Origin of the sequence: Streptomyces sp. NPDC005494, assembly GCF_042872025.1 — a bacterium.
Classification (GTDB): domain Bacteria; phylum Actinomycetota; class Actinomycetes; order Streptomycetales; family Streptomycetaceae; genus Streptomyces.
The window spans coordinates 391,241-411,349 of record NZ_JBIAJR010000005.1; the positions used below are offsets into that span (position 1 = coordinate 391,241).

The 20,109-nt window shown below is 71.4% G+C and carries 17 protein-coding genes and 1 pseudogene; 6 read left to right on the forward strand and 12 right to left on the reverse strand.

Annotation, left to right across the window (positions count from 1 at the left end):
- Positions 1-9 precede the first annotated feature (9 nt).
- On the reverse strand, positions 10-1,509 hold the full coding sequence (locus ACFYQ6_RS18140) for a peptide MFS transporter (RefSeq protein WP_361583007.1): 1,500 nt from the start codon (positions 1,507-1,509) through the stop codon (positions 10-12).
- Between the two features lie 156 nt (positions 1,510-1,665).
- On the opposite strand from ACFYQ6_RS18140, the gene ACFYQ6_RS18145 reads away from it, so the two are divergent.
- The 5 genes from ACFYQ6_RS18145 (at position 1,666) to ACFYQ6_RS18165 (ending at position 6,989) form a co-directional block, all read left to right on the forward strand.
- Positions 1,666-2,676, forward strand: a complete 1,011-nt coding sequence (locus ACFYQ6_RS18145) for a polyprenyl synthetase family protein (RefSeq protein WP_361583004.1) — start codon at positions 1,666-1,668, stop codon at positions 2,674-2,676.
- 200 nt (positions 2,677-2,876) lie between these two features.
- On the forward strand, positions 2,877-4,103 hold the full coding sequence (locus ACFYQ6_RS18150) for a DUF2092 domain-containing protein (protein ID WP_361583003.1): 1,227 nt from the start codon (positions 2,877-2,879) through the stop codon (positions 4,101-4,103).
- A 188-nt stretch (positions 4,104-4,291) separates the two neighbouring features.
- Positions 4,292-5,278, forward strand: a complete 987-nt coding sequence (locus ACFYQ6_RS18155; protein ID WP_388763759.1) for an ABC transporter ATP-binding protein — start codon at positions 4,292-4,294, stop codon at positions 5,276-5,278.
- Complete coding sequence (locus ACFYQ6_RS18160; RefSeq protein WP_361582999.1) at positions 5,265-6,155, forward strand: ABC transporter permease; 891 nt, start codon at positions 5,265-5,267, stop codon at positions 6,153-6,155. The genes ACFYQ6_RS18155 and ACFYQ6_RS18160 overlap by 14 nt, the downstream gene beginning before the upstream one ends.
- Positions 6,156-6,350: 195 nt before the next feature.
- The gene (locus ACFYQ6_RS18165; RefSeq protein ID WP_388763761.1) at positions 6,351-6,989 is read left to right on the forward strand and encodes a TetR/AcrR family transcriptional regulator; all 639 of its coding nucleotides are present in this window, start codon (positions 6,351-6,353) and stop codon (positions 6,987-6,989) included.
- Positions 6,990-7,140: 151 nt separating this feature from the next.
- Here the strand turns inward: ACFYQ6_RS18165 and ACFYQ6_RS18170 are convergent, their stop codons facing one another.
- The 7 genes and pseudogenes from ACFYQ6_RS18170 to ACFYQ6_RS18200 form a co-directional block, all read right to left on the reverse strand.
- Positions 7,141-7,686, reverse strand: a complete 546-nt coding sequence (locus ACFYQ6_RS18170; protein ID WP_361582997.1) for an NAD(P)H-dependent oxidoreductase — start codon at positions 7,684-7,686, stop codon at positions 7,141-7,143.
- 116 nt (positions 7,687-7,802) lie between these two features.
- Entirely contained in the window at positions 7,803-8,612 is an 810-nt protein-coding gene (locus tag ACFYQ6_RS18175; RefSeq protein ID WP_388763763.1) for an HAD-IIB family hydrolase, read from the reverse strand.
- Between the two features lie 66 nt (positions 8,613-8,678).
- Entirely contained in the window at positions 8,679-9,128 is a 450-nt protein-coding gene (locus tag ACFYQ6_RS18180) for a VOC family protein (protein WP_361582992.1), read from the reverse strand.
- 360 nt (positions 9,129-9,488) lie between these two features.
- The gene (locus ACFYQ6_RS18185; protein WP_361582989.1) at positions 9,489-9,938 is read right to left on the reverse strand and encodes a hypothetical protein; all 450 of its coding nucleotides are present in this window, start codon (positions 9,936-9,938) and stop codon (positions 9,489-9,491) included.
- 12 nt (positions 9,939-9,950) lie between these two features.
- Positions 9,951-11,566: pseudogene (locus ACFYQ6_RS18190) on the reverse strand (FAD-dependent monooxygenase).
- Between the two features lie 71 nt (positions 11,567-11,637).
- A complete protein-coding gene (gene rarD / locus ACFYQ6_RS18195) occupies positions 11,638-12,627 on the reverse strand; it encodes an EamA family transporter RarD (RefSeq protein ID WP_361582984.1) in 990 nt (329 codons plus the stop codon).
- Positions 12,628-12,777: 150 nt separating this feature from the next.
- A complete protein-coding gene (locus ACFYQ6_RS18200) occupies positions 12,778-13,638 on the reverse strand; it encodes an SDR family oxidoreductase (protein WP_361582982.1) in 861 nt (286 codons plus the stop codon).
- Positions 13,639-13,788: 150 nt separating this feature from the next.
- On the opposite strand from ACFYQ6_RS18200, the gene ACFYQ6_RS18205 reads away from it, so the two are divergent.
- Positions 13,789-14,154 carry a helix-turn-helix domain-containing protein gene (locus ACFYQ6_RS18205; protein ID WP_361583186.1) on the forward strand — a complete coding sequence of 122 codons (366 nt, stop codon included), beginning with the start codon at positions 13,789-13,791 and terminating at the stop codon, positions 14,152-14,154.
- A 7-nt stretch (positions 14,155-14,161) separates the two neighbouring features.
- On the opposite strand, the gene ACFYQ6_RS18210 is transcribed toward ACFYQ6_RS18205, so the two are convergent.
- The 4 genes from ACFYQ6_RS18210 to ACFYQ6_RS18225 form a co-directional block, all read right to left on the reverse strand.
- A complete protein-coding gene (locus ACFYQ6_RS18210) occupies positions 14,162-15,163 on the reverse strand; it encodes a 2-oxoacid:ferredoxin oxidoreductase subunit beta (protein WP_388763825.1) in 1,002 nt (333 codons plus the stop codon).
- 55 nt (positions 15,164-15,218) lie between these two features.
- Complete coding sequence (locus ACFYQ6_RS18215) at positions 15,219-17,174, reverse strand: 2-oxoacid:acceptor oxidoreductase subunit alpha (RefSeq protein WP_361582978.1); 1,956 nt, start codon at positions 17,172-17,174, stop codon at positions 15,219-15,221.
- A 274-nt stretch (positions 17,175-17,448) separates the two neighbouring features.
- Positions 17,449-18,108, reverse strand: a complete 660-nt coding sequence (locus ACFYQ6_RS18220; protein WP_361583184.1) for a response regulator transcription factor — start codon at positions 18,106-18,108, stop codon at positions 17,449-17,451.
- Between the two features lie 414 nt (positions 18,109-18,522).
- Positions 18,523-19,878 (reverse strand): sensor histidine kinase, encoded by a 1,356-nt coding sequence (locus ACFYQ6_RS18225; protein WP_361582975.1) that lies wholly within the window; start codon positions 19,876-19,878, stop codon positions 18,523-18,525.
- Positions 19,879-20,109: the final 231 nt, after the last annotated feature.

A 20,109-nucleotide genomic window follows, 5' to 3' on the forward strand; every position in this document is an offset into this window, starting at 1 on the left:
GGCGGTACCTCAGTGGACGGGGTGCATGGTGCGCTTGAGCCAGGGGGCGGCGGCGACGACGGCCACACCGGCCGCCACCGCGACAGCACCATTGACACCGAAGTAGGCGGGGTTGGAGACCTCGCCGTACAGCTTCACGATCTGTGCCTGGATGCCGTTGGCGAGGGCCAGGGACAGGAACCACAGCGCCATCGTCTGGCTGGCGAACGCCTTGGGGGCGAGCTTCGTGGTCGCGGACATGCCGGAGGTCTCCAGCAGGACGTCGCCGAGTCCGAGCAGCAGATAGGAGCCGACGATCCACCAGGCGGTCATCCGGTAGGTGTCGTCGGCGTGCCCGGAGGTCGGCAGGACCATCAGCAGGAAGGAGAGGCCGCCGAGGATCACCCCGATCGCGATCTTGTTCGAGGCGTGCGGCTGACGCGGTCCCATGCGGGCCCAGACGGCCGCCACGACGGGCGCCAGCGCGACCTCGAAGGCGCCCAGCGCGGAGGCGTACCAGCTCGCCGGGAAGTGGAAGCCCAGGATCTCCGTGCGGGCGTTCGTCGAGGCCAGCAGCATCATCGTCGAGTACGCCTGGAAGAGGATGAAGTTGAAGACGACGGACGCCAGGAACAGCACGACGTACGGCCGCAGCCTGCCGCGCTCCTCCGGGGTCACCCGGGGGCTCCGGAACATGACGGCGAAGTACACGACGGGCGCGATCACCGAGACCAGCGTGAGCACGTCGACGAAACGGTCCATCGTCAGCCAGCCCGCCAGCACCAGGGCGGTCGCCACCAGGCCGGCCACGACGACGCCGGCGACGATCAGCAGCACCGCCCGGCGCATGGGGCCGCGCGCGAGGGCGTACTCCGCCCCGTGCTTTCGCCCGGCCAGGTGACGCCGGCCCGCGACGTACTGGATCAGGCCGAGCGTCATGCCGAACGCGGCGGCCGAGAATCCCCAGTGCCAGCTCGCGTGGTCACCCAGCCAGCCGGTGACGAGCGGGCCGGCGAAGGCGCCGATGTTGATGGCCATGTAGTAGAGCGCGAAGCCGGCGTCCCTGCGGTCGTCCTCCGTGCGGTACAGCTTGCCGACCATCGAGGCCACGTTGGGCTTGAGCAGGCCCGTGCCGGCGCTGATCAGTCCGAGCCCCACCCAGGTCATCGTGGCGGTCGGCACCGCCATGGCGTAGTGGCCGCAGGCGATGAGGATGCCGCCGTACAGCACGGCGCGGTACGAGCCGAGGATGCGGTCGGCCAGCCAGCCGCCGGCCACGGAGACCAGGTAGACCAGGGTGCCGTAGGCGGCGGACACCGAGGCGGCGGTGCCCGGCTCCATGCCCATGCCGCCGTCGGAGACCTGGTCGGCGAAGAAGAGGACCAGGATCGCCTGCATCCCGAGGAACGAGAAACGTTCCCAGACCTCCAGCCCGGACAGGGTCATCAGGCCCCGGGGCTGGCCGAAGAAGGCCGTGTCGTCGCCCGGCGGCGGCTGGGTCGGTTCGGTACCGGTCACGGTGTGGGACAAAGCGACAACTCCTGATCGTATGAGCTGATCCCGAACATACCGGCGGTGGCGGGAAGGCGCCCACGGTGATCCAAAGGGGACCGGATACGCTGAGTTGAGTGATGACAGCGACACATCGACATTCAGTGTGATCGTCAGCAGACAGGAGATCTCCTCGTGACCGTCGTCGGGCCGTTCGGACTGCGCGTGCGGGACCAGGCGCTTGAGGCCGATGTCCAGGCCGGTTTGGCCGCTGTCGAGGCGGGGCTGCTGGACGCGACCAAGAGTGAGGTCCCCTTCATCACGGAGGCCGCACAGCACCTGGTCAGTGCGGGCGGCAAGCGCTTCCGGCCGCTGCTGGTGATGCTCGCGTCCCAGTTCGGTGACCCCGACGCCCCGGGGGTCGTCCCCGCGGCCGTGGTCGTCGAGCTGACGCACCTGGCGACGCTGTACCACGACGACGTGATGGACGAGGCGGACGTGCGCCGCGGGGTGGACAGCGCCAACACCCGCTGGGGCAACTCCGTCGCGGTGCTGACCGGCGACTTCCTCTTCGCGCGTGCCTCGCACATCCTGGCCGACCTCGGTCCGGAGGCCGTACGCATCCAGGCGGAGGCGTTCGAACGTCTGGTCACCGGTCAGATCCTGGAGACCGCGGGACCGCGGGACGGCCGCGACCCGGTCGACCACTACATGGACGTGCTGGGCGGCAAGACCGGATCGCTGGTCGCCGTCTCCGGCCGGTTCGGCGCCCTGATGGCCGGAGCCGACGACTCGGTCGTCGACATCCTCACCCAGTACGGCGAACGCCTCGGGATCGCCTTCCAGCTCGCCGACGACGTCCTGGACATCGCCAGCGACTCCCACGAGTCGGGCAAGACTCCGGGCACCGACCTGCGCGAGGGCATTCCCACCCTGCCCGTACTCCACCTGCGCGCGCGAGCCGCGGCCGGGGACGACCCCCAGGACAAGGAGCTCGTGGAGCTCCTGGACGGCGACCTCGGCGACGACGACAAGCTCGCGGAGGCGCTGCGCAGGCTGCGCGCCCACCCCGCGCTGGAGCAGGCGCGCCGCGACACCGTCCGCTACGCCCAGGAGGCCAGGGCCACCCTGGCGCCGCTGCCCGAGTGCTATGCGAAGGCCGCGCTCGAAGAGCTGTGCGACGCTGTGGTGCACCGCGCGGGCTGAACCCCTAGGGGTGTCCGCGCGCTCCGTACTCCTGGGTCATCCCGGAGAGGTACACGGAGTTGCTCCCGAGGGCTGACGCTTGTTCCCGCCCGATTTGGTCAGATGGATGACAACCACTCCTGACCACATCGGGTGAGAATGGCGGCGGGGAGTGTATGTGCAACGGGATGGCAGCCGCCGACCACGGAGGTAGAGCACACATGGCACCGAACGACAGCGCAGAGACCAACGGCGAGGCCACGGGCACTGTCGTGGGCCGCCGGAAGGCGGCGCGCTACATCGTCCCCTTCGCGGTGGCGGGAGTGGCGGCGGCGACGATCGGACTCGTCCCGGCACTCGCGGACTCCGGCGACCCGGAGCTTCCCGGCATCACGGCGCAGGAACTGATCGAGAAGATCGCCGCATCGGACGAGGAGCAGCTCTCCGGCACGCTGAAGGTCAGCACCGACCTCGGCATCCCCGCGCTCGGCGGGCTCGCGGGCTCCTTCGCCCCGGAGGCGGGCGGCGACAAGTCGAGCGCCTCCCCGGACGCGAAGCTGATGGAGCTCGCCTCCGGGACGCACACGCTCCGCGTGGCGGTCGACGGCCCCGAGAAGCAGCGGCTCTCGATCCTCGGCGAGGGCTCCGAGTACAGCGTCGTCCACAACGGCGACGACGTCTGGGGATACGACAGCGAGAGCAACGAGGTCTACCACGCGCGGTCCGACCGCGAGGCCGGCGCCGATGCCGGGAAGCGCGCCGCCCCCGAGGGCATGCCCGCCACCCCGAAGGAGTTCGCCGAGGAGGCACTCGCCGCGGCGGGCGACACCACGTCCGTCACGGTCGACGGCACGGCGCAGGTGGCGGGGCGTGACGCGTACCAGCTGCTGATCAAGCCCAAGCAGTCCGGTTCGACGGTCAAGTCCGTCACCGTCGCGGTCGACGCCGCGACCGGCGTACCGCTGAAGTTCACGCTGGCTCCGAGCAGCGGTGGCAAGGCCGCGATCGACGCCGGCTTCACCAAGGTCGACTTCGCGAAGCCCGCCGCGTCCTCCTTCACCTTCACCCCGCCCAAGGGAGCGAAGGTGACCGAGGCCGACGAGCTGGAGGCCGAGGCCGAGAAGAACGGCGGGGCGGACAAGGCCCACGAGGACCTCGGCGCCCTGAAGGACTTCAAGGGCCTCGACGTCATCGGTGAGGGCTGGAACACCGTCGCCGAGATCGAGATCCCGGGCGGCGCGGGCCTTCCCGCGCAGGGCTCCGGCGACATGCCGGCTCAGGCGCAGCAGTTCCTGGACGCCCTCGGCGACAAGGTCACCGGAGAGTTCGGCTCGGGCACGGTCTTCAAGACGCGCCTGGTCAACGCCCTGATGACGGACGACGGCAAGGTCTACATCGGCGCGGTCACCCCGGACGCGCTGGTGAAGGCGGCCGACACCGCCAAGTAGGACGCACCGTACGCCCCGCCCCGCCGTACGCTCCGTACGGCGGGGCGGAGCCGTACCCGGCCGGAGCGGGAGCCGTGCCTGGCCGGTGCCGGAGCCGTACCAGGCCCGCGCGCGCCGCCCGGCGGCGCCAGGGAGACCCGTACGGCCGGGAGACGCCCCGCGGACGGCGGGACAGGAGCGGAGTGCGCATGACCGACACACAGGCCGCGGCGGTGGAGCCGGACACGGGGCCGGAGCCCGCCGCCGTGATCGAGACGCGCGGGCTCACCAAGCGCTACCGCGGCGGGCAGTTGGCCGTCGACGGGCTCGACCTCGCCGTCCCCGGCGGCAGTGTCTTCGGCTTCCTGGGGCCCAACGGCTCGGGCAAGACCACCACGATCCGGATGCTGATGGGCCTCGTCGACCCGACCTCCGGCAGCGCGCGCGTCCTGGGCCGCCCCATGCCGGGGGCGTCCCGCACCGTGCTCCCGCAGGTCGGGGCACTGATCGAGGGCCCCGCGCTGTACGGCTTCCTGACGGGCCGCGCCAATCTCGTGCGCGTCGACTCCGCCGACCCGACGGCCGATCCGCGTACCCGGCGCGCCCGCGTCGAGAACGCCCTGGAGCGGGTCGGGCTCGCGGCAGCGGCCGGCAAGAAGGCCAAGGCGTACTCGCTCGGGATGAAGCAGCGCCTCGGGCTCGCCGCCGCGCTGCTCCGGCCGCGCAGGCTGCTCGTGCTGGACGAGCCGACCAACGGCCTCGACCCGCAGGGCATGCGCGAGATCCGGTCGCTGATCCGGGAACTGGCCGCCGAGGGCACCACTGTCTTCCTCTCCTCCCACCTGCTCGACGAGATCGAACAGGTCTGCACCCACGCGGCGGTGATGGCCCGTGGCCGGCTCGTCGTCCAGGGCCCCGTCCCCGCACTCGCCGCGGGCACCCGAGGCCGGCTCGCCGTCACCACTCCGGACCCCGGCCCGGCCGCCCGCATCCTCGGGGAGCACGGCGCGACCGGGCTCGTCACCGACGGGGACCGGGTGAGCGCCGACGCGCCGCCGCGGGGGGTGGAGCTCGCGGACCTCAACGCCGCGCTGGTGCGCGGGGGCGTCCGCGTACGCGCCTTCGGCGTCGAACGGGCCTCGCTGGAGGACGCCTTCGTCGCACTCACGGGAGAGGGATTCGATGTCGCAGGCTGAACTCATCGCCGTACCCGGGCCTCGCGCACCGCGCCGTGCGCTGTGGACCCTCGGCATCCTCCGCTCCGAGCTGGCCACCATGCTCCGCCGGGGGCGCACCCTGGCCCTGCTCGGAGTGCTCGCGGCCGTGCCCGTGCTCATCGGGATCGCCCTCCGGATCGAGACGGGCGACGGCTCGCAGGGCGGGCCGGGGGGTGGCGGGGGCGGACCCGCGTTCCTCTCCCAGGTCACCAACAACGGCCTTTTCCTGGTGTTCGCGGCCCTTTCCGCGACGCTCCCCGTCTTCCTCCCCATGGCAGTCGGCGTCATCGCGGGGGACTCCGTCGCGGGTGAGGCCGGCGCCGGGACCCTGCGGTATCTGCTGGTCGCCCCGGCGGGCCGTACCCGGCTGCTGCTCGCGAAGTACGCGTCCGTGCTCGTGTTCTGCCTGCTCGCCACCCTCGTGGTGGCGGTGTCGGCGCTCGCCACCGGGGCTCTGCTCTTCCCGGTCGGAGAGGTCACGACGATCTCGGGGACGCGCATCGGCTTCGGCGACGGGCTGCTGCGGGCCGGTCTGATCGCGGTCGTGGTGGCCGTGTCCCTCGGCGGGTTCGCGGCACTGGGTCTGTTCGTCTCGACGCTCACGAACAGCGGGATCGCGGCGATGGCCGCCACTGTGGGGGTGCTGGTCACCGTGCAGATCCTGGACGCGATGCCGCAGCTGGACGCGATCCACCCGTATCTCTTCCCGCACTACTGGCTGTCCTTCACGGACCTGCTGCGCGACCCCGTCTACTGGGACGAGATGGTGCGGAATCTGGGTCTGCAGGTGCTCTACGCAGCGGTGTTCGGCTCAGCGGCCTGGGCGCGTCTCACGACGAAGGACATCACCGTCTGAACGGCCTCACGCGTCCCGTCCGCGCCGTCGGCCGGTCGAGCCGTCCCCCGATCGGCTCGTCGCGGCACGAACGGCACGAACGGTGCGGCACGGAGCGTCACGACACGGTACGTTCCGTTTCCGGCCTGGTCATTGTTCGACTTCTGGCGACGACCTGTCAATAAGCGGTGGGTGTAATCCCCCTATGCTCACCGAATGATCACATCGCCGAGTTCCCTGCGTCGCAGTGAGAGGTCGCGGCGGGCGACGCTGGACGCCGCTCTGGAGCTGTGTACGGAGAAGGGTTACGGCCGCGTCACCGTCGAGGCCATCGCGGCCCGCGCCGGTGTGAGCAAGAAGACGATCTACCGGTGGTGGCCCTCGAAAGCCGCGGTGCTGCTGGAGGCGTTCTCCGAAGTGCTCATCAACGCCACACCGTTCGTCGACACCGGCGACGTCGACGCCGACCTGCGGACCCATGTGAACGGCGCGGTGAAGCTGCTCTCCACCGCCCCCTACGGGCCCGCGTACGCCGGCATCCTCTCGGAGATGCACCACGACGACGCGCTCGCGCGGGCCGTGCGCGAGCAGCTGGTCGGCCCACGCTTCGACGCCGCCGTGGGGCGCCTGCGCAGTGCTCAGGAGCAGGGGCAGATACCCCTCGGCGCCGACCTGCCGCTGGCGGTGGAGATGCTCTACGGACCGGTCTACTACCGGGCGGTGCTGCGGAAGCCGGCCCAGGACGAGGCGACGGTCGCCGCGCTGGTGGCCCATGTCCTGCGGTCCCTGCGCGCCGTCCCGGGCGACGCCTCCGCGGACGTCTCCGCGGACGCGCCGGGCAGCCTCGGCGGTTGAAGGCCCGGACCTGCGCACGGCCGCGTCAGGGTCCTGGTTTTTGCCCGGCCGCCGAGGGTCGTGGCTTTCGTCCGGCCGCGCGAAGAGCCTGACCTCGGCCCTGCCGCGTCGGCCGGGTGCTCGGCCGGGCCGCGCGCAGGTCTTCGCCGCGTCAGCCGAAGAAGTCCTTCGCCCGGGCTGTGGCGGTGGTGTCGGACAGCACGTCACCGGGTTTGCTGCCGTTGCCCAGCAGCACCCCGCCCCACCGCATCCCGAGATACCGTGCCGAGTTCCGCAGCGTGCCCACGAGGGGGTCGGCGACCGCCGGGTCGGCGTCGGCGAGAGCGGTGACTCCCCAGAGCGTCTTCCCCGCCATCCGCCGCTCGAAGTCGGCGCCGGGGGTCTCCAGCCAGCCGGACCAGTGGTCCAGATAGCGCTTGGTGGCGGTGGAGACCGCGTACCAGTAGAGCGGTGAGGCGATGACCACGTCGGTCGCCGCGAGGGTCGCCTCCAGCAGGGTCGCCGCGTGCCCGGTGGGCGCGGAGTGGCCCTCCGCGTGCCGTAGGTCCTCGAAGTCGGGCAGCGGGAGGTCCCGCAGGTCCAGCCACCGCTGCTCGGTGCCGGCCGGCAGCTGTTCGGCCGCGAGCCGGGCGAGCGTCTCCGTGTTGCCGCCGGGGCGGCTGCTGCCGAGCAGGAAGAGGAAGGTGCGCGTGGTCATGCTGTGCCCCCAGTTGTATGCGTACGACTTTTACCTGCGTACGCATCATATGCATGTGCATGAAGTTTTCGAGGGGTGATTTCCGGCCGTCGTCCGGTCCGGAGGGGGACGGGCCCTCAGGCGAACACCCGCTCCAGGACGACCGCGACCCCGTCGTCCTCGTTGGACAGCGTGATCTCGTCGGCCTCCGCCTTGAGTTCCGCGTGCGCGCCCGCCATCGCCACCCGGTGCCCGGAGAGGCGGAACATGGGCAGGTCGTTGGGCATGTCGCCGAACGCCACCGCCCCCGCCGGATCGCGGCCCAGCAGCCCGGCCGCCTGCGCGATCCCGGTGCCCTTGTCCACGCCGTACGGCGCCAGTTCCACCGTGCCCGGACCTGCCATCGTGACGGAGGCCAGGTCACCGACGGCGCCGCGCGCGGCCGCGGCCAGCTCGTCGTCCGTCAGGGCGGGGTGGCGTATGAGCACCTTGATGACCGGTGCGGCCCACAGCTCCTCGCGCCTTTCGGCCCGCTGGGCGGGGAGGGTGGGGTGCGGCATGCGATAGCCCGGCTCGATCAGGGTCCGGCCGTCGGCGCCGTCCTGGTCGACGGCGGCGAACACCTGGCCCACCTCGGCCTCGATCTTGCCGAGTGCCGTGTCGGCCAGCTCCCGGTCCAGCGTCACCGAACTCACCATGCGGCCGGCCCCGGCGTCGTACACCTGCGCACCCTGCCCGCAGACCGCGAGGCCGTCGTAGCCGAGGTGTGCCAGCAGGGCGCGTATGCCCGGCACCGGGCGCCCCGTGACGATCAGGTGCCGGGCACCCGCCGCCGCCGCGCGGGCGAGGGCGGCGCGGGAGCGGGGGCTCACGGAGTCGTCGGAACGCAGCAGGGTGCCGTCCAGATCCGTGGCGACGAGGGTGTATGCGGCGGGTGGCGTGAACATGAGGGTCAGCCTAGAGAGATCGGCTTCCCGCCGTACGCCGCTGACCTGCGCGGACGGTCGGGCCTGTCAGTGGACGCAGAATTCGTTGCCCTCCGGGTCCAGGAGCACCTGCCAGGAGCCCCCGGGGTGGTCGACGGTCCTCAGCACGCTCGCCCCCAGGCGCACGAGCCGCTCGACCTCGGCCTCGCGCTCGCCGGGGGCGGAGTGGACGTCCATGTGGAGGCGGTTCTTCATCGACTTCACCTCCGGTACGCGCTGGAAGAGCAGCCGGCGACCGAGCCCGGTCCCGCTCTTCTCGTCGTACGGATCGTCCGGATGCCGCACCGCGGCCAGATCGCGCCAGGCCCGGCGCCCGTGCGGCTGGACGGTGGCGGCCTCGGGCACGGCCCCGGCGCCGAGCAGCTCCCCGATCAGGGCGCTGTTGTCCTCGACGAGGTAGCCGAGCGCCTCGGCCCAGAAGTCGGCCTGGGCGTGCGGGTCTCCGGCATCGATCACAAGCTTCCAGTGCAGCGTCATGAGATGTTCATACTGGTTGCGCGGAGAGGTCGGCAACGGCCACGCCCGGCGCGCCGCGCGGTTCGTGGGGCCGGCGTCCGCGGTCCGCGGTCCGCGGTTCCGGTCCGGCGTCCTGGGTCCGCGGTCCGGCGTTCTCGGTCCGGCGGCCGGCGCCCCTCAGTCCGGCGGCCGGCCTCAGGGGTCGGGCGTCCCGGTCCGGGTCCGGCGTTCTCGCTCTCGGTCCGGCGGCCGGCGGCCCTCAGTCCGGCGGCCGGCGTCATGGGTCGGGCGTCCCGGTCCGGGTCCGGCGTCATCGGTCGGGCGTCCGCAGTCCGGCGTCCCCGGCCCCGGCCCGGCGTCCCCGGTCCCGGTCCGGCGGCCTCACTGCGGCGGACAGGTCTCGCAGACGTGCCCGCCGAGTGCGGCCAGCAGCTGTCCGGCCGCCTTCCGCACCTCGGGATCCCCGTCGACGGCCAGCCGTTCGGCCGTCTGCCGTCCCGCCAGGACCGCCAGGTGCGCGTCCCTGGCCCACTCCGGGTGGTGGGCGTGGCCGTGGGCGAGGATCGTCCGCAGCAGCCCGAGCACCCCGGCCCGGCCCTTCACCGTCTCCATGGCGGCCAGTTCCCAGAGGAACGGCACGGTGGCGACCGTCGCGTCGAACACCGACATCGCGGCTATCCACAGGCGCAGCTCGCTCAGCGCGTCCTCGGCCGACTCGCTGTCGCCCCAGGCGATGCGCGAGAGCAGTCCGGGGACCTGGGAGGCGGAGCCCTGGGCATGGCGCAGCTCATGCCACTGAACGTGCCTCATGTCCTTCAGGATGGTCCCCATCCGGGCACTCAATCAGCCTTTGCGTGCTCCGTCCACCATGCCTGCCCCCCTCACCGTTACCGGCCTCCGGGCCCGTCGAGCGCGGCCAGATACCGCCGCACCGCACGCGGGTCGTCGGCCCCCGAGATCAGTCCCAGGTGACCGTCCGGCCGGATCACGACGACCGCGTCCCCGTCGATGCCGTAGGCCGCGCGGGCCAGTCCCTGCCGGTCGTGCAGGGCGTGCGGGCCGGCTCCCGCCCTCTCGGACTCCGTGGCTCCGGGACCGAGGACGCGGCAGGCGCGCACCGCGTCGCCGTGGGCGGACGCGGCCTCCCGCAGCGCAGGCTCACTGCCCGCGCCGAAGCCCAGCACCGTGAAGTGCGGACCGGCGAAGGTGCGGAACAGACGAGTGGGCGTGCCGCTCGCCGCCTCGTGACAGGGGGCGTCGGGCGCGCGGTCGCCGGAGCGCACCTCGCCCTTGCCTCCGGCGCGGGCGAGGGAACTCCACCGGTAACCCCGGTCGAGTCCCGACGTCGAAGGGCTGAGGGCGGCGTCGAGGCCACCGCCCGGCTCCCTGATCGCCTCCAGTGTGGCCCGCAGCCGCTCCGACGTGAGGTCCAGCGTCCAGGCGGCGACCGGCAGCCGCTCCTCCTCGTAGGAGTCCAGCAGTTCCGGACCGGCCCGTCCCCGCACCACCTGGGCGAGCTTCCAGCCGAGGTTGAAGGCGTCCTGGATGCCGGTGTTCATGCCGAGACCACCCGCGATCGCGTGCACATGGGCGGCGTCCCCGGCCAGCAGCACCCGGCCCACCCGGTAACGGTCCACCATGCGCACGTTGACGCGGTACGTCGAGAGCAGTGTGGCCTCGGTGAGGTGGGCGGCGGGCAGCCGGGTGTGCCGCGCGAAGAGCCGCCGGAAGCCGTCGAGGGAGGGTGGCAGCGGGCGTCCGTCGGCGTCCCTCTCGGGGCCGGACTGGAACCACCAGCCCGCCCGGGTGCTGGGGACGGGACAGAGCATCACGGCTCCGTCCTCGTCGAACCACTGGTGCCAGATGCCCCGGTCCAGGACACCTGGCGTGATCTCGACGTCGCCGCAGACCATCACCTGCTCCTCGTCCGTCTCACCCTCGAACGGGATGCCCAGCAGCTTGCGTACACGGCTGTGGGCGCCGTCGCAGCCCACCACGTACCGAGCCTCGGTGCGGGAGCCGTCGGCGCAGGTCACGGTCACCGCGCCGGCGTCCTCGGCGAGGCCCACCACCTCGGTGCCGGTCTCGGCACGCACGCCGTGTTCGGCGAGGCGGTCGCGCAGGATCTCCTCCAGCCGCCACTGGGCGATCAGCCGTCCCCGGTCGTAGGGCGCGTCCGGGGTCGGCGCGGAGCCGGCGTACGGGTCGGTGTCGGCGACGGGCGTGCCGTCGCGGTACTTGCGCATCGGGAGGGGCGCCGCGCTCGCCGCCATCACCTGGTCGAGGACGCCGAGATCCTCCAGCACCTCGAGAGAGCGGGGGTTGGGCCCCTTGGACCGGGAGCTGCGCGGATGCTCCGGCGACCTGTCCACGATCCGCACGGCGATCCCGCGCCGGGCGAGATCGCAGGCCAGCGTCAGTCCGGTCGGGCCCGCGCCCACGATCAGTACGTCGGTCATGACTGCTCCTCGGTTCGCGTCGTCCTGCCAGGACAGGAAAACGCAACCGAGTTAAAAAAGCAACCGAGTAACTATTTCACGCCCGAGGGGTCCGCTTCCGCGGGGCGGGCGGAAGCCGTCCCCGCCGGTGTGGCCGCCTCCGCCGCCCGTACGGCCAGACGCAGCGCCTCCGCCCTCGTCCGCCGCGCCGTCCGCAGCGCGTCCCAGGTCAGGAGCATCAGTGCCACCCAGACCAGCGCGAACCCGGCCCACCGCTCGGGCGGCATCTCCTCGTGGAAGTAGAGGATGCCCAGGGTGAACTGGAAGACCGGCGCGAGGTACTGGAGCAGGCCCAGCACGGACAGCGGCACCCGGATCGCCGCGGCCCCGAAGCAGACGAGCGGGATCGCGGTGACGAGACCCGTGGCGGCGAGCAGCGCGCCGTGCCCCGCGCCTCCGTACAGGAACGTGGCGTCGCCGCTCGCCCCGAGCCACAGCAGGAAACCGAGCGCGGGCAGGAAGAGGACGGCGGTCTCGGCGGCCAGGGACTCCAGGCCGCCCATGCCGACCTTCTTCTTCACCAGGCCGTACGTGGCGAACGAGAAGGCCAGCACCAGGGAGATCCACGGCGGCTGTCCGTAGCCGACGGCCAGCACGAGCACCGCGACGAAACCGGTCGCCACCGCCGTCCACTGTGCCGGGCGCAGCCGCTCGCCGAGCAGCAGGACGCCCATGGCGATGGTGACCAGGGGATTGATGAAGTAGCCGAGGGACGCCTCGACGACGTGGCCGTTGTTGACGGACCAGATGTAGAGCCCCCAGTTGACCGATATGACGGTCGCGGCGATCGCGATCAGCCCCAGCTGCCGGGGCCGGCGGACGAGCTCGCCGATCCAGGCCCAGCGGCGCAGGAACAGCAGGGCGATCCCCACGACGCCCAGCGACCAGACCATGCGGTGGGCGAGGATCTCCACCGCGCCCGAGGGTTCCAGCAGCGGCCAGAAGAGGGGCACGAGCCCCCACATCCCGTACGCGCCTATTCCGTACAGCAGGCCTGCCCGCTGTTCCTTCTTCCCCTCCACGGGCCCTCCCGGCACTCCTGGTCGGCGATTGTCCGACTGCACGACGGTAGCGCCGCGAGGGCTCCGTGTCATAGCCGTCTCACGGGAACGGTCGTGACACGGAGCGGAGTGCCGCAGGCTCAGGCGGTGGTGCGCGCGGGGGTGACCGGCTCAGGCGGTGGCGAGCGCCTCGGCGACCGACTCGGCCAGGGGTGTCGTCGGCCGGCCGATCAGGCGGGCCAGGTCCCCGCTCGTCCCGGCGAGCAGGCCGCGCGCGATCGCCTCGTCGACGTCGACCAGGATCGCCGCGAAGGGCTCGGGCAGCCCGGCCCCGACGAGGATCTCCTGGTGCGTGGCGGCCGGGACGTTCTTGTACGCGATCTCCCGGCCGGTCGCCTCCGACACCACCGCGGCGTACTCGGCCAGCGACCAGGCGGTGTCGCCGCTGAGCTCGTACGTCGCGCCGATGTGCCCCTCGCCGGTCAGTACGGCGGCCGCGGCGGCCGCGTAGTCCCCGCGCGTGGCGGAGGCGATGCGGCCCTCGCCGGCGTTGGCGACGACCGCGCCGTGCTCCAGGACCGGCGCCAGGTTCGCGGTGTAGTTCTCGGTGTACCAGCCGTTGCGCAGGAAGGTGTACGGGAGCCCGGAGTCCAGGATCAGCCTCTCGGTCTCCTTGTGCTCGGCGGCCAGCTGGAAGTCCGCGTCCGGGCCGCCCAGTACGCCCGTGTACGCGAGCTGCGCCACCCCCGCGGCCTTGGCGGCGTCGATCACCGCGGTGTGCTGGGGGATCCGCCGGCCGACCTGGTCGCCCGAGACCAGCAGCACGCGGTCACCGGCGCGGAAGGCGCCGGCGAGTGTCTCGGGCCGGTCGTAGTCGGCGACACGGATCTCGACCCCCCGGGCGGCGAGAGGTGCGGCCTTCTCCTTGTCGCGGACGACCGCGGCGATCGACTCCGCCGGGACCTCGGCGAGCAGCCGCTCGACGACGAGACGGCCGAGCTGTCCGGTTGCTCCTGTGACGACGATGCTCATGCGTTTCTCCTGGTGGTGCGTGCGCTGATCCTGGGACGGACTCTCTGTACTCACTGTAGGAGGTGCACTTTCCTTCCGAAAGTACCCACTTTGAAGTAAGGTACTGGTGTGGACGTAAGTGTGATCAGGACCCCGAACGTGAACCAGCCGATGTGCCCCTCCCGGCTGGTGCTCGAACACGTCACCAGCCGCTGGGGTGTGCTCGTGCTCGCGGTGCTGCTCGAACGCCCGCACCGCTTCAGCGAGCTGCGCCGGGCCGTGGGCGGAGTCAGCGAGAAGATGCTGGCCCAGACGCTCCAGACGCTGGAGCGCGACGGCTTCGTGCACCGGGACGCCAAGCCCGTCATCCCGCCGCGGGTGGACTACTCGCTCACCCCGCTCGGCAGGGAGGCCGCGGAGCAGGTCTGGGCGCTCGCCAGGTGGACGGAGCGCCGGATGGAGGCGGTCGAGACGGCCCGCGCGGCATACGACGAGGCCCGGAGCCGACCGGCTCCGGGCCTCGGTGAGCAGGGGTGACGGCCGGTCAGCCGACCACGGTCCAGGTGTCGTTGCCCGCCAGCAGGGCGCTCAGGTCACCCTTGCCGTGCTGCTCGGTCGCGGCGTCGAGCTGGTCGGACATGAGCGCGTCGTAGACCGGGCGCTCCACGCTGCGCAGGACGCCGATCGGCGTGTGGTGCAGCGTGTCGGCGTCGGCCAGCCGGGACAGCGCGAACGCCGTCGTCGGGCTGGGATTGTGGGCATCGTGCACGAGGACGCGTGACTGGTTCTCCTCGGTCACCGCGACGACGCTCAGGTCGCCCGTCAGGGGGTCGCGGACGACGCCCTTCCCGCCGTCGGCCCCGAAGCGGATCGGCTTGCCGTGTTCGAGGCGGATGACCGCCTCCTCGGCCCGCTCCTTGTCCTTCAGGACCTCGAAGGCACCGTCGTTGAAGATGTTGCAGTTCTGGTAGATCTCCACCAGGGCGGTACCCGGGTGGTCCGCCGCCGCCCGCAGCACGCTCGTGAGGTGCTTGCGGTCCGAGTCGACCGTGCGGGCGACGAAGGACGCCTCGGCGCCCAGCGCCAGCGAGACCGGGTTGAAGGGGGCGTCGAGCGAGCCCATGGGCGTCGACTTGGTGATCTTGCCGACCTCGGACGTGGGGCTGTACTGGCCCTTGGTGAGCCCGTAGATCCGGTTGTTGAACAGCAGGATCTTGAGGTTGACGTTGCGGCGCAGGGCGTGGATGAGGTGGTTGCCGCCGATGGACAGGGCGTCGCCGTCCCCGGTGACGACCCAGACGGACAGGTCGCGTCGGGAGGTGGCCAGGCCCGTCGCGATGGAGGGCGCGCGGCCGTGGATGGAGTGCATCCCGTAGGTGTTCATGTAGTACGGGAAGCGGGACGAGCAGCCGATGCCGGAGACGAACGTGATGTTCTCCCTGGCCAGCCCCAGTTCGGGCATGAAGCCCTGTACGGCGGCGAGGACCGCGTAGTCACCGCAGCCCGGGCACCAGCGCACCTCCTGGTCGGACTTGAAGTCCTTCATGGACTGCTTGCCCTCGGCCTTGGGGACCAGCTGGAGGAGCTCGTTGGCGTTTGCGTCAGGCACCGATGGCCTCCTTGAGGACTGTGGCGAGCTGCTCGGCCTTGAACGGCATTCCGTTGACCTGGTTGTAACTCTGGGCGTCCACGAGGTACTTGGCCCTGATCAGCATGGCGAGCTGACCGAGATTCATCTCCGGGACGACGACCTTGTCGTACCCCTTCAGCACCTCACCGAGATTCCGGGGGAACGGGTTGAGGTGCCGCAGATGGGCCTGCGCGATGCTCTCGCCACCCGCGCGGAGCCGCCGTACCGCCGCGGTGATGGGCCCGTACGTCGAACCCCAGCCCAGGACCAGGGTCCTCGCGCCGGCCGGGTCGTCGACCTCCAGGTCGGGGACCTCGATGCCGTCGACCTTCGCCTGACGGATGCGGACCATGAAGTCGTGGTTGGCCGGATCGTAGGAGATGTTGCCCGTGCCGTCCTGCTTCTCGATCCCGCCGATCCGGTGTTCGAGCCCGGGGGTGCCCGGTACGGCCCAGGGGCGCGCCAGGGTCTCCGGGTCCCGCTTGTACGGCCAGAACACCTCGGTGCCGTCGGCGAGCTCGTGGTTCGGGCCGCTCGCGAACTGCGTCCGCAGATCCGGGAGACTGTCGGCCTCGGGGATCCGCCACGGCTCGGAGCCGTTCGCGAGGTAGCCGTCGGAGAGCAGGAACACCGGCGTCCGGTAGGTCAGCGCGATGCGGGCGGCGTCCAGGGCCGCGTCGAAGCAGTCCGCCGGGGTCCTCGGGGCCACGATCGGCACCGGTGCCTCGCCGTTGCGCCCGTACATGGCCTGGAGCAGGTCCGCCTGCTCGGTCTTGGTCGGCAGACCGGTGGAGGGGCCGCCGCGCTGGATGTCGATGATCAGCAGCGGCAGTTCCAGCGAGACCGCCAGGCCGATCGTCTCCGACTTCAGGGCGACACCCGGACCTGACGTGGTCGTCACCCCCAGGGACCCGCCGAACGCGGCGCCGAGCGCCGCCCCGATCCCGGCGATCTCGTCCTCCGCCTGGAACGTCCGCACGCCGAAGTTCTTGTGCTTGCTGAGCTCGTGCAGAATGTCCGACGCCGGGGTGATCGGATAGGACCCCAGATAGACCGGCAGCTCGGCCTGCCGGCCCGCCGCGATCAGGCCGTACGACAGGGCGAGGTTCCCCGAGATATTGCGGTAGGTGCCCGTGGGGAAGGCCTGTGACGCAGGTGCGACCTCATACGAGACGGCGAAATCCTCCGTCGTCTCACCGAAATTCCAGCCCGCACGGAAAGCCGCCACGTTCGCCTCGGCGATGTCCGGCTTCCTGGCGAACTTGGACCGGAGGAATGCCTCCGTCCCCTCGGTCGGACGGTTGTACATCCAGGACAACAGCCCGAGCGCGAACATATTCTTCGACCGCTCGGCCTCCTTGCGGGAAAGCCCGAACTCCTTGAGCGCCTCGATCGTCAATGTCGTCAAGGGCACCGGATGGACGTTGTACGCCTCCAGGGACCCGTCCTCGAGAGGGGACTCGTCATATCCGACCTTCGCCATCGGGCGCTTGGTGAATTCGTCGGTGTTCACAATGATGTCGGCCCCGCGCGGCACATCGGCGATATTCGCCTTCAGTGCGGCGGGATTCATCGCGACCAGCACATTCGGCGCGTCGCCCGGAGTGAGGATGTCGTGGTCCGCGAAATGCAGCTGGAACGACGACACACCCGGAAGGGTGCCTGCGGGCGCCCGGATCTCGGCCGGGAAGTTCGGCAGCGTCGACAGGTCGTTCCCGAACGACGCCGTCTCCGACGTGAAGCGGTCACCCGTGAGCTGCATGCCGTCACCGGAGTCACCCGCGAAACGGATGATCACCCGGTCGAGACGGCGGACTTCCTTCTCGATGGCGCCCGTACGATCAATGTGCGGGGCGCGTTGCTCCCCGACGACAGCCTCGCTGGCCTCATCGGACTTACCGGCTGGGCTACTGACCTGGCTGGTCACTGAACTGGACCTCCCTGGGGCGGCGGCTCGGGACCGGCCGGCCTGGCGGCGGTCCGGGCACCACACTACGTCTGTAAGGGTCGCCTTCCTTGAACCGGTCATATGGTGGACGCGTTTCCGGACAGGAATTCTGCACGACGGCCATATTCCCGGACCCCGGTGACCGGGGGCTGACATCCCGGCGGGCGGCGCACTCGTCCTTTCGTCCTAGGCCCGGAGTTTCGGTCGACCAGGGGTGGAACATTCAGATCATCGCCGAAAGATCATCGCGTCGCTAGGACCTCAGGTACGTCAGAACAGCCAGGACGCGCCGGTGATCGCCGTCGCTGGGGGACAGGCCGAGTTTCAGGAAGATGTTGCTGACATGCTTCTCCACGGCTCCGTCGCTCACCACGAGCTGCCGGGCGACGGCCGAATTCGTGCGCCCCTCCGCCATCAGGCCCAGGACCTCGCGCTCGCGCGGCGTCAGCCCCGCCAGTACGTCCTGCTTGCGGCTGCGGCCCAGCAGCTGCGCCACCACCTCGGGGTCCAGCGCGGTCCCGCCCTGCGCCACCCGGACCACGGCGTCCACGAACTCCCTGACCTCGGCCACCCGGTCCTTCAGCAGATAGCCCACCCCGCGGCTGCTGCCGGCCAGCAGTTCGGTGGCGTACTCCTCCTCGACGTACTGCGAGAGCACCAGCACCCCGATGCGGGGGTAGTCCTTCCGCAGCCGTACAGCCGCACGCACCCCCTCGTCGGTGTGGGTCGGCGGCATGCGCACGTCGGCGACGACCACATCGGGCAGCTCGTCCTGCGCCGCGAGGTCGGCCACCGTCTTGATCAGCGCCTCGGCGTCCCCCACCCCCGCGACCACGTCGTGCCCGAGATCGGTCAGCAGCCGGGTGAGCCCCTCCCGGAGCAGCACCGAATCCTCGGCGATGACGACCCGCACTCTTTCCTCCACGACGTTGTGTCCCCCACTGTCGGTGCCTCGTGCGCACGCCGTTCCGCGTGCGCCGCCCTGTGTGCCCAGCATTCCAGCATCGGTGCCCGGATGCGCCGTACACCGGTGTTCCGGGCCGTACGGACCTTCGCGGGCGGGCGTCCTGGGTCGCCCCGGGAACCGTTCCCGGGTGTCACCGGACGCGCCCGGGAACCGTTCCCGGTTGTCGCCGGACGGGCCCTCGGAACCGTTCCCGGTTGTCTTCGGACGGGCCCTCGGAACGTTCGCGCGTGTCACCGGACGCGCCGCAGTGCCCCGGCCGCCGTGACGGCGGTCGGGGCACTGCTGTGGTGGCGCGCGCGGAGCCCGGAGCTGGTTCTCCCCGGTGGTGGACACCGGGCCGGTGGCCCGCAGCGGGCGGTGTCAGCCACGCCAGGGCAGCTCCGCCGTGACGGTCGTCGGGCCGCCAACGGGCGAGTCGACGACGAGCACGCCGTCGACCGCGTCCAGGCGCTCGGCCAGCCCGGCCAGGCCGCTGCCCCCGGAGACATCGGCCCCGCCCTGCCCGTTGTCGCTGATCTGGAGCATGAGCCGGTCGCCCGCGCGCCACACGTCGACCGAGGCCCGGGTGGCCCGGGCGTGCTTGCTGACGTTCTGGAGCAGTTCGGAGACGGTGAAGTACGCGATGCCCTCGATGGCCTGCGCCGGTCGTGTGTCCAGGTCCACGGTCACGGTGACGGGGACGGTGCAGCGGGAGGCGATGGCGGAGAGGGCGGCGTCCAGTCCCCGGTCGGTGAGGACGGCGGGGTGGATGCCGCGGGCGAGGTCGCGGAGTTCCTGGAGGGCGACCTTGACCTCTCCGTGTGCCTCGTCGACCATGCGGGCGGCGGCTTCGGGGTCGTCGGTGAGCTTCTCCTTCGCCAGACCCAGATCCATGGCGAGGGCGACGAGGCGTGCTTGTGCGCCGTCGTGGAGGTCGCGTTCGATGCGGCGCAGGTCCGCCGCCGCGGTGTCCACGACCACACCACGGTCCGACTCCAGCTCGGAGACCCTGCTGGCCAGCCTGGAGGGGCCGAGCAGGCCCCGTACCATCGCCCGGTCCACGGACACCAGGCCACGGACGAGCCACGGCGAGACCAGGACGAGGACCAGGCCGAGCGCGCTGGTGACCGCCATCTCGGCGGGGGAGTCGAGGTAGACCTGATGGGTCCTGTCCCCGTACAGCTGGATGCCGTCGGTGCCCGCGTACGCCGGGAAGACCCAGCGCCACAGCGGATACGTCAGGGCCGCCAGGCCGTACGCCCAGAAGACGACCGCGACGCTGAAGGCGAACACCGCCCACGGCATGTGCAGGACGCAGTAGAGCAGGTGCCGCCAGGACACCCCGCTCTTCAGCACCGTCCCGACCCAGGACATCAGGCCGCCCTTCCCGTGCACCGGGGCGGGATCCGCGACGTCGAGCCCCAGCATCGCGCGCGCCCGGCCGCGCTCCATCGCGCCGAACCCGCGGCACATCGCCAGGCCGGCGGCGAGGATCGGGACGCCGAGGAAGGTGATCAGCATGCCCAGTCCCAGCGACACCATGGTGATCGCGAAGCTGAACAGCACCACGCTGATCGGCAGGCTCAGGAGCACATAGCCCAGCTCACGCCATGTGCGCCCCTCGAAGGGTGCGCGCAGCCCCGCGGGGAGGAGGTGCTTCGCCGGGGGGTGGGTCCCCGGCCCGGTGCTGCCGGGCCTGTGATGGTCCCGCGTGTCCGGTCCGTATGCCGTGGACATGAGTGGCGTCCGTCCGTTTCTGATGAGCGGGAGTGCCCCGCGGGCCGATATGACGCTGATGTCTCAAGACTGCTGTGCCGGGGGATCTCGCACCATGAGGGCGGTCTCCGTATCCGGCAGGGGGTTTTCCCCACCATGGCGCCGGGCCCGGAGCTGGGGCCGGGCCCGGCGCCATGGCATCACGGCGACGGGTGGGCCGTACCTGCCCGGCTCCCGGGGGTCATGTGGGTT

Coding starts and splice junctions, on each gene's coding strand:
- ACFYQ6_RS18150 (WP_361583003.1), top strand. CDS start 2,877: ATGGCACCGAACGACAGCGCAGAGACCAACGGCGAGGCCACGGGCACT.
- ACFYQ6_RS18155 (WP_388763759.1), top strand. CDS start 4,292: ATGACCGACACACAGGCCGCGGCGGTGGAGCCGGACACGGGGCCGGAG.
- ACFYQ6_RS18210 (WP_388763825.1), bottom strand. CDS start 15,163: ATGAAGGACTTCAAGTCCGACCAGGAGGTGCGCTGGTGCCCGGGCTGC.
- ACFYQ6_RS18170 (WP_361582997.1), bottom strand. CDS start 7,686: ATGACCACGCGCACCTTCCTCTTCCTGCTCGGCAGCAGCCGCCCCGGC.
- ACFYQ6_RS18200 (WP_361582982.1), bottom strand. CDS start 13,638: ATGAGCATCGTCGTCACAGGAGCAACCGGACAGCTCGGCCGTCTCGTC.
- ACFYQ6_RS18180 (WP_361582992.1), bottom strand. CDS start 9,128: ATGACGCTGCACTGGAAGCTTGTGATCGATGCCGGAGACCCGCACGCC.
- ACFYQ6_RS18185 (WP_361582989.1), bottom strand. CDS start 9,938: ATGGGGACCATCCTGAAGGACATGAGGCACGTTCAGTGGCATGAGCTG.
- ACFYQ6_RS18160 (WP_361582999.1), top strand. CDS start 5,265: ATGTCGCAGGCTGAACTCATCGCCGTACCCGGGCCTCGCGCACCGCGC.
- ACFYQ6_RS18175 (WP_388763763.1), bottom strand. CDS start 8,612: ATGTTCACGCCACCCGCCGCATACACCCTCGTCGCCACGGATCTGGAC.
- ACFYQ6_RS18165 (WP_388763761.1), top strand. CDS start 6,351: ATGATCACATCGCCGAGTTCCCTGCGTCGCAGTGAGAGGTCGCGGCGG.
- ACFYQ6_RS18225 (WP_361582975.1), bottom strand. CDS start 19,878: ATGTCCACGGCATACGGACCGGACACGCGGGACCATCACAGGCCCGGC.
- ACFYQ6_RS18205 (WP_361583186.1), top strand. CDS start 13,789: ATGTGCCCCTCCCGGCTGGTGCTCGAACACGTCACCAGCCGCTGGGGT.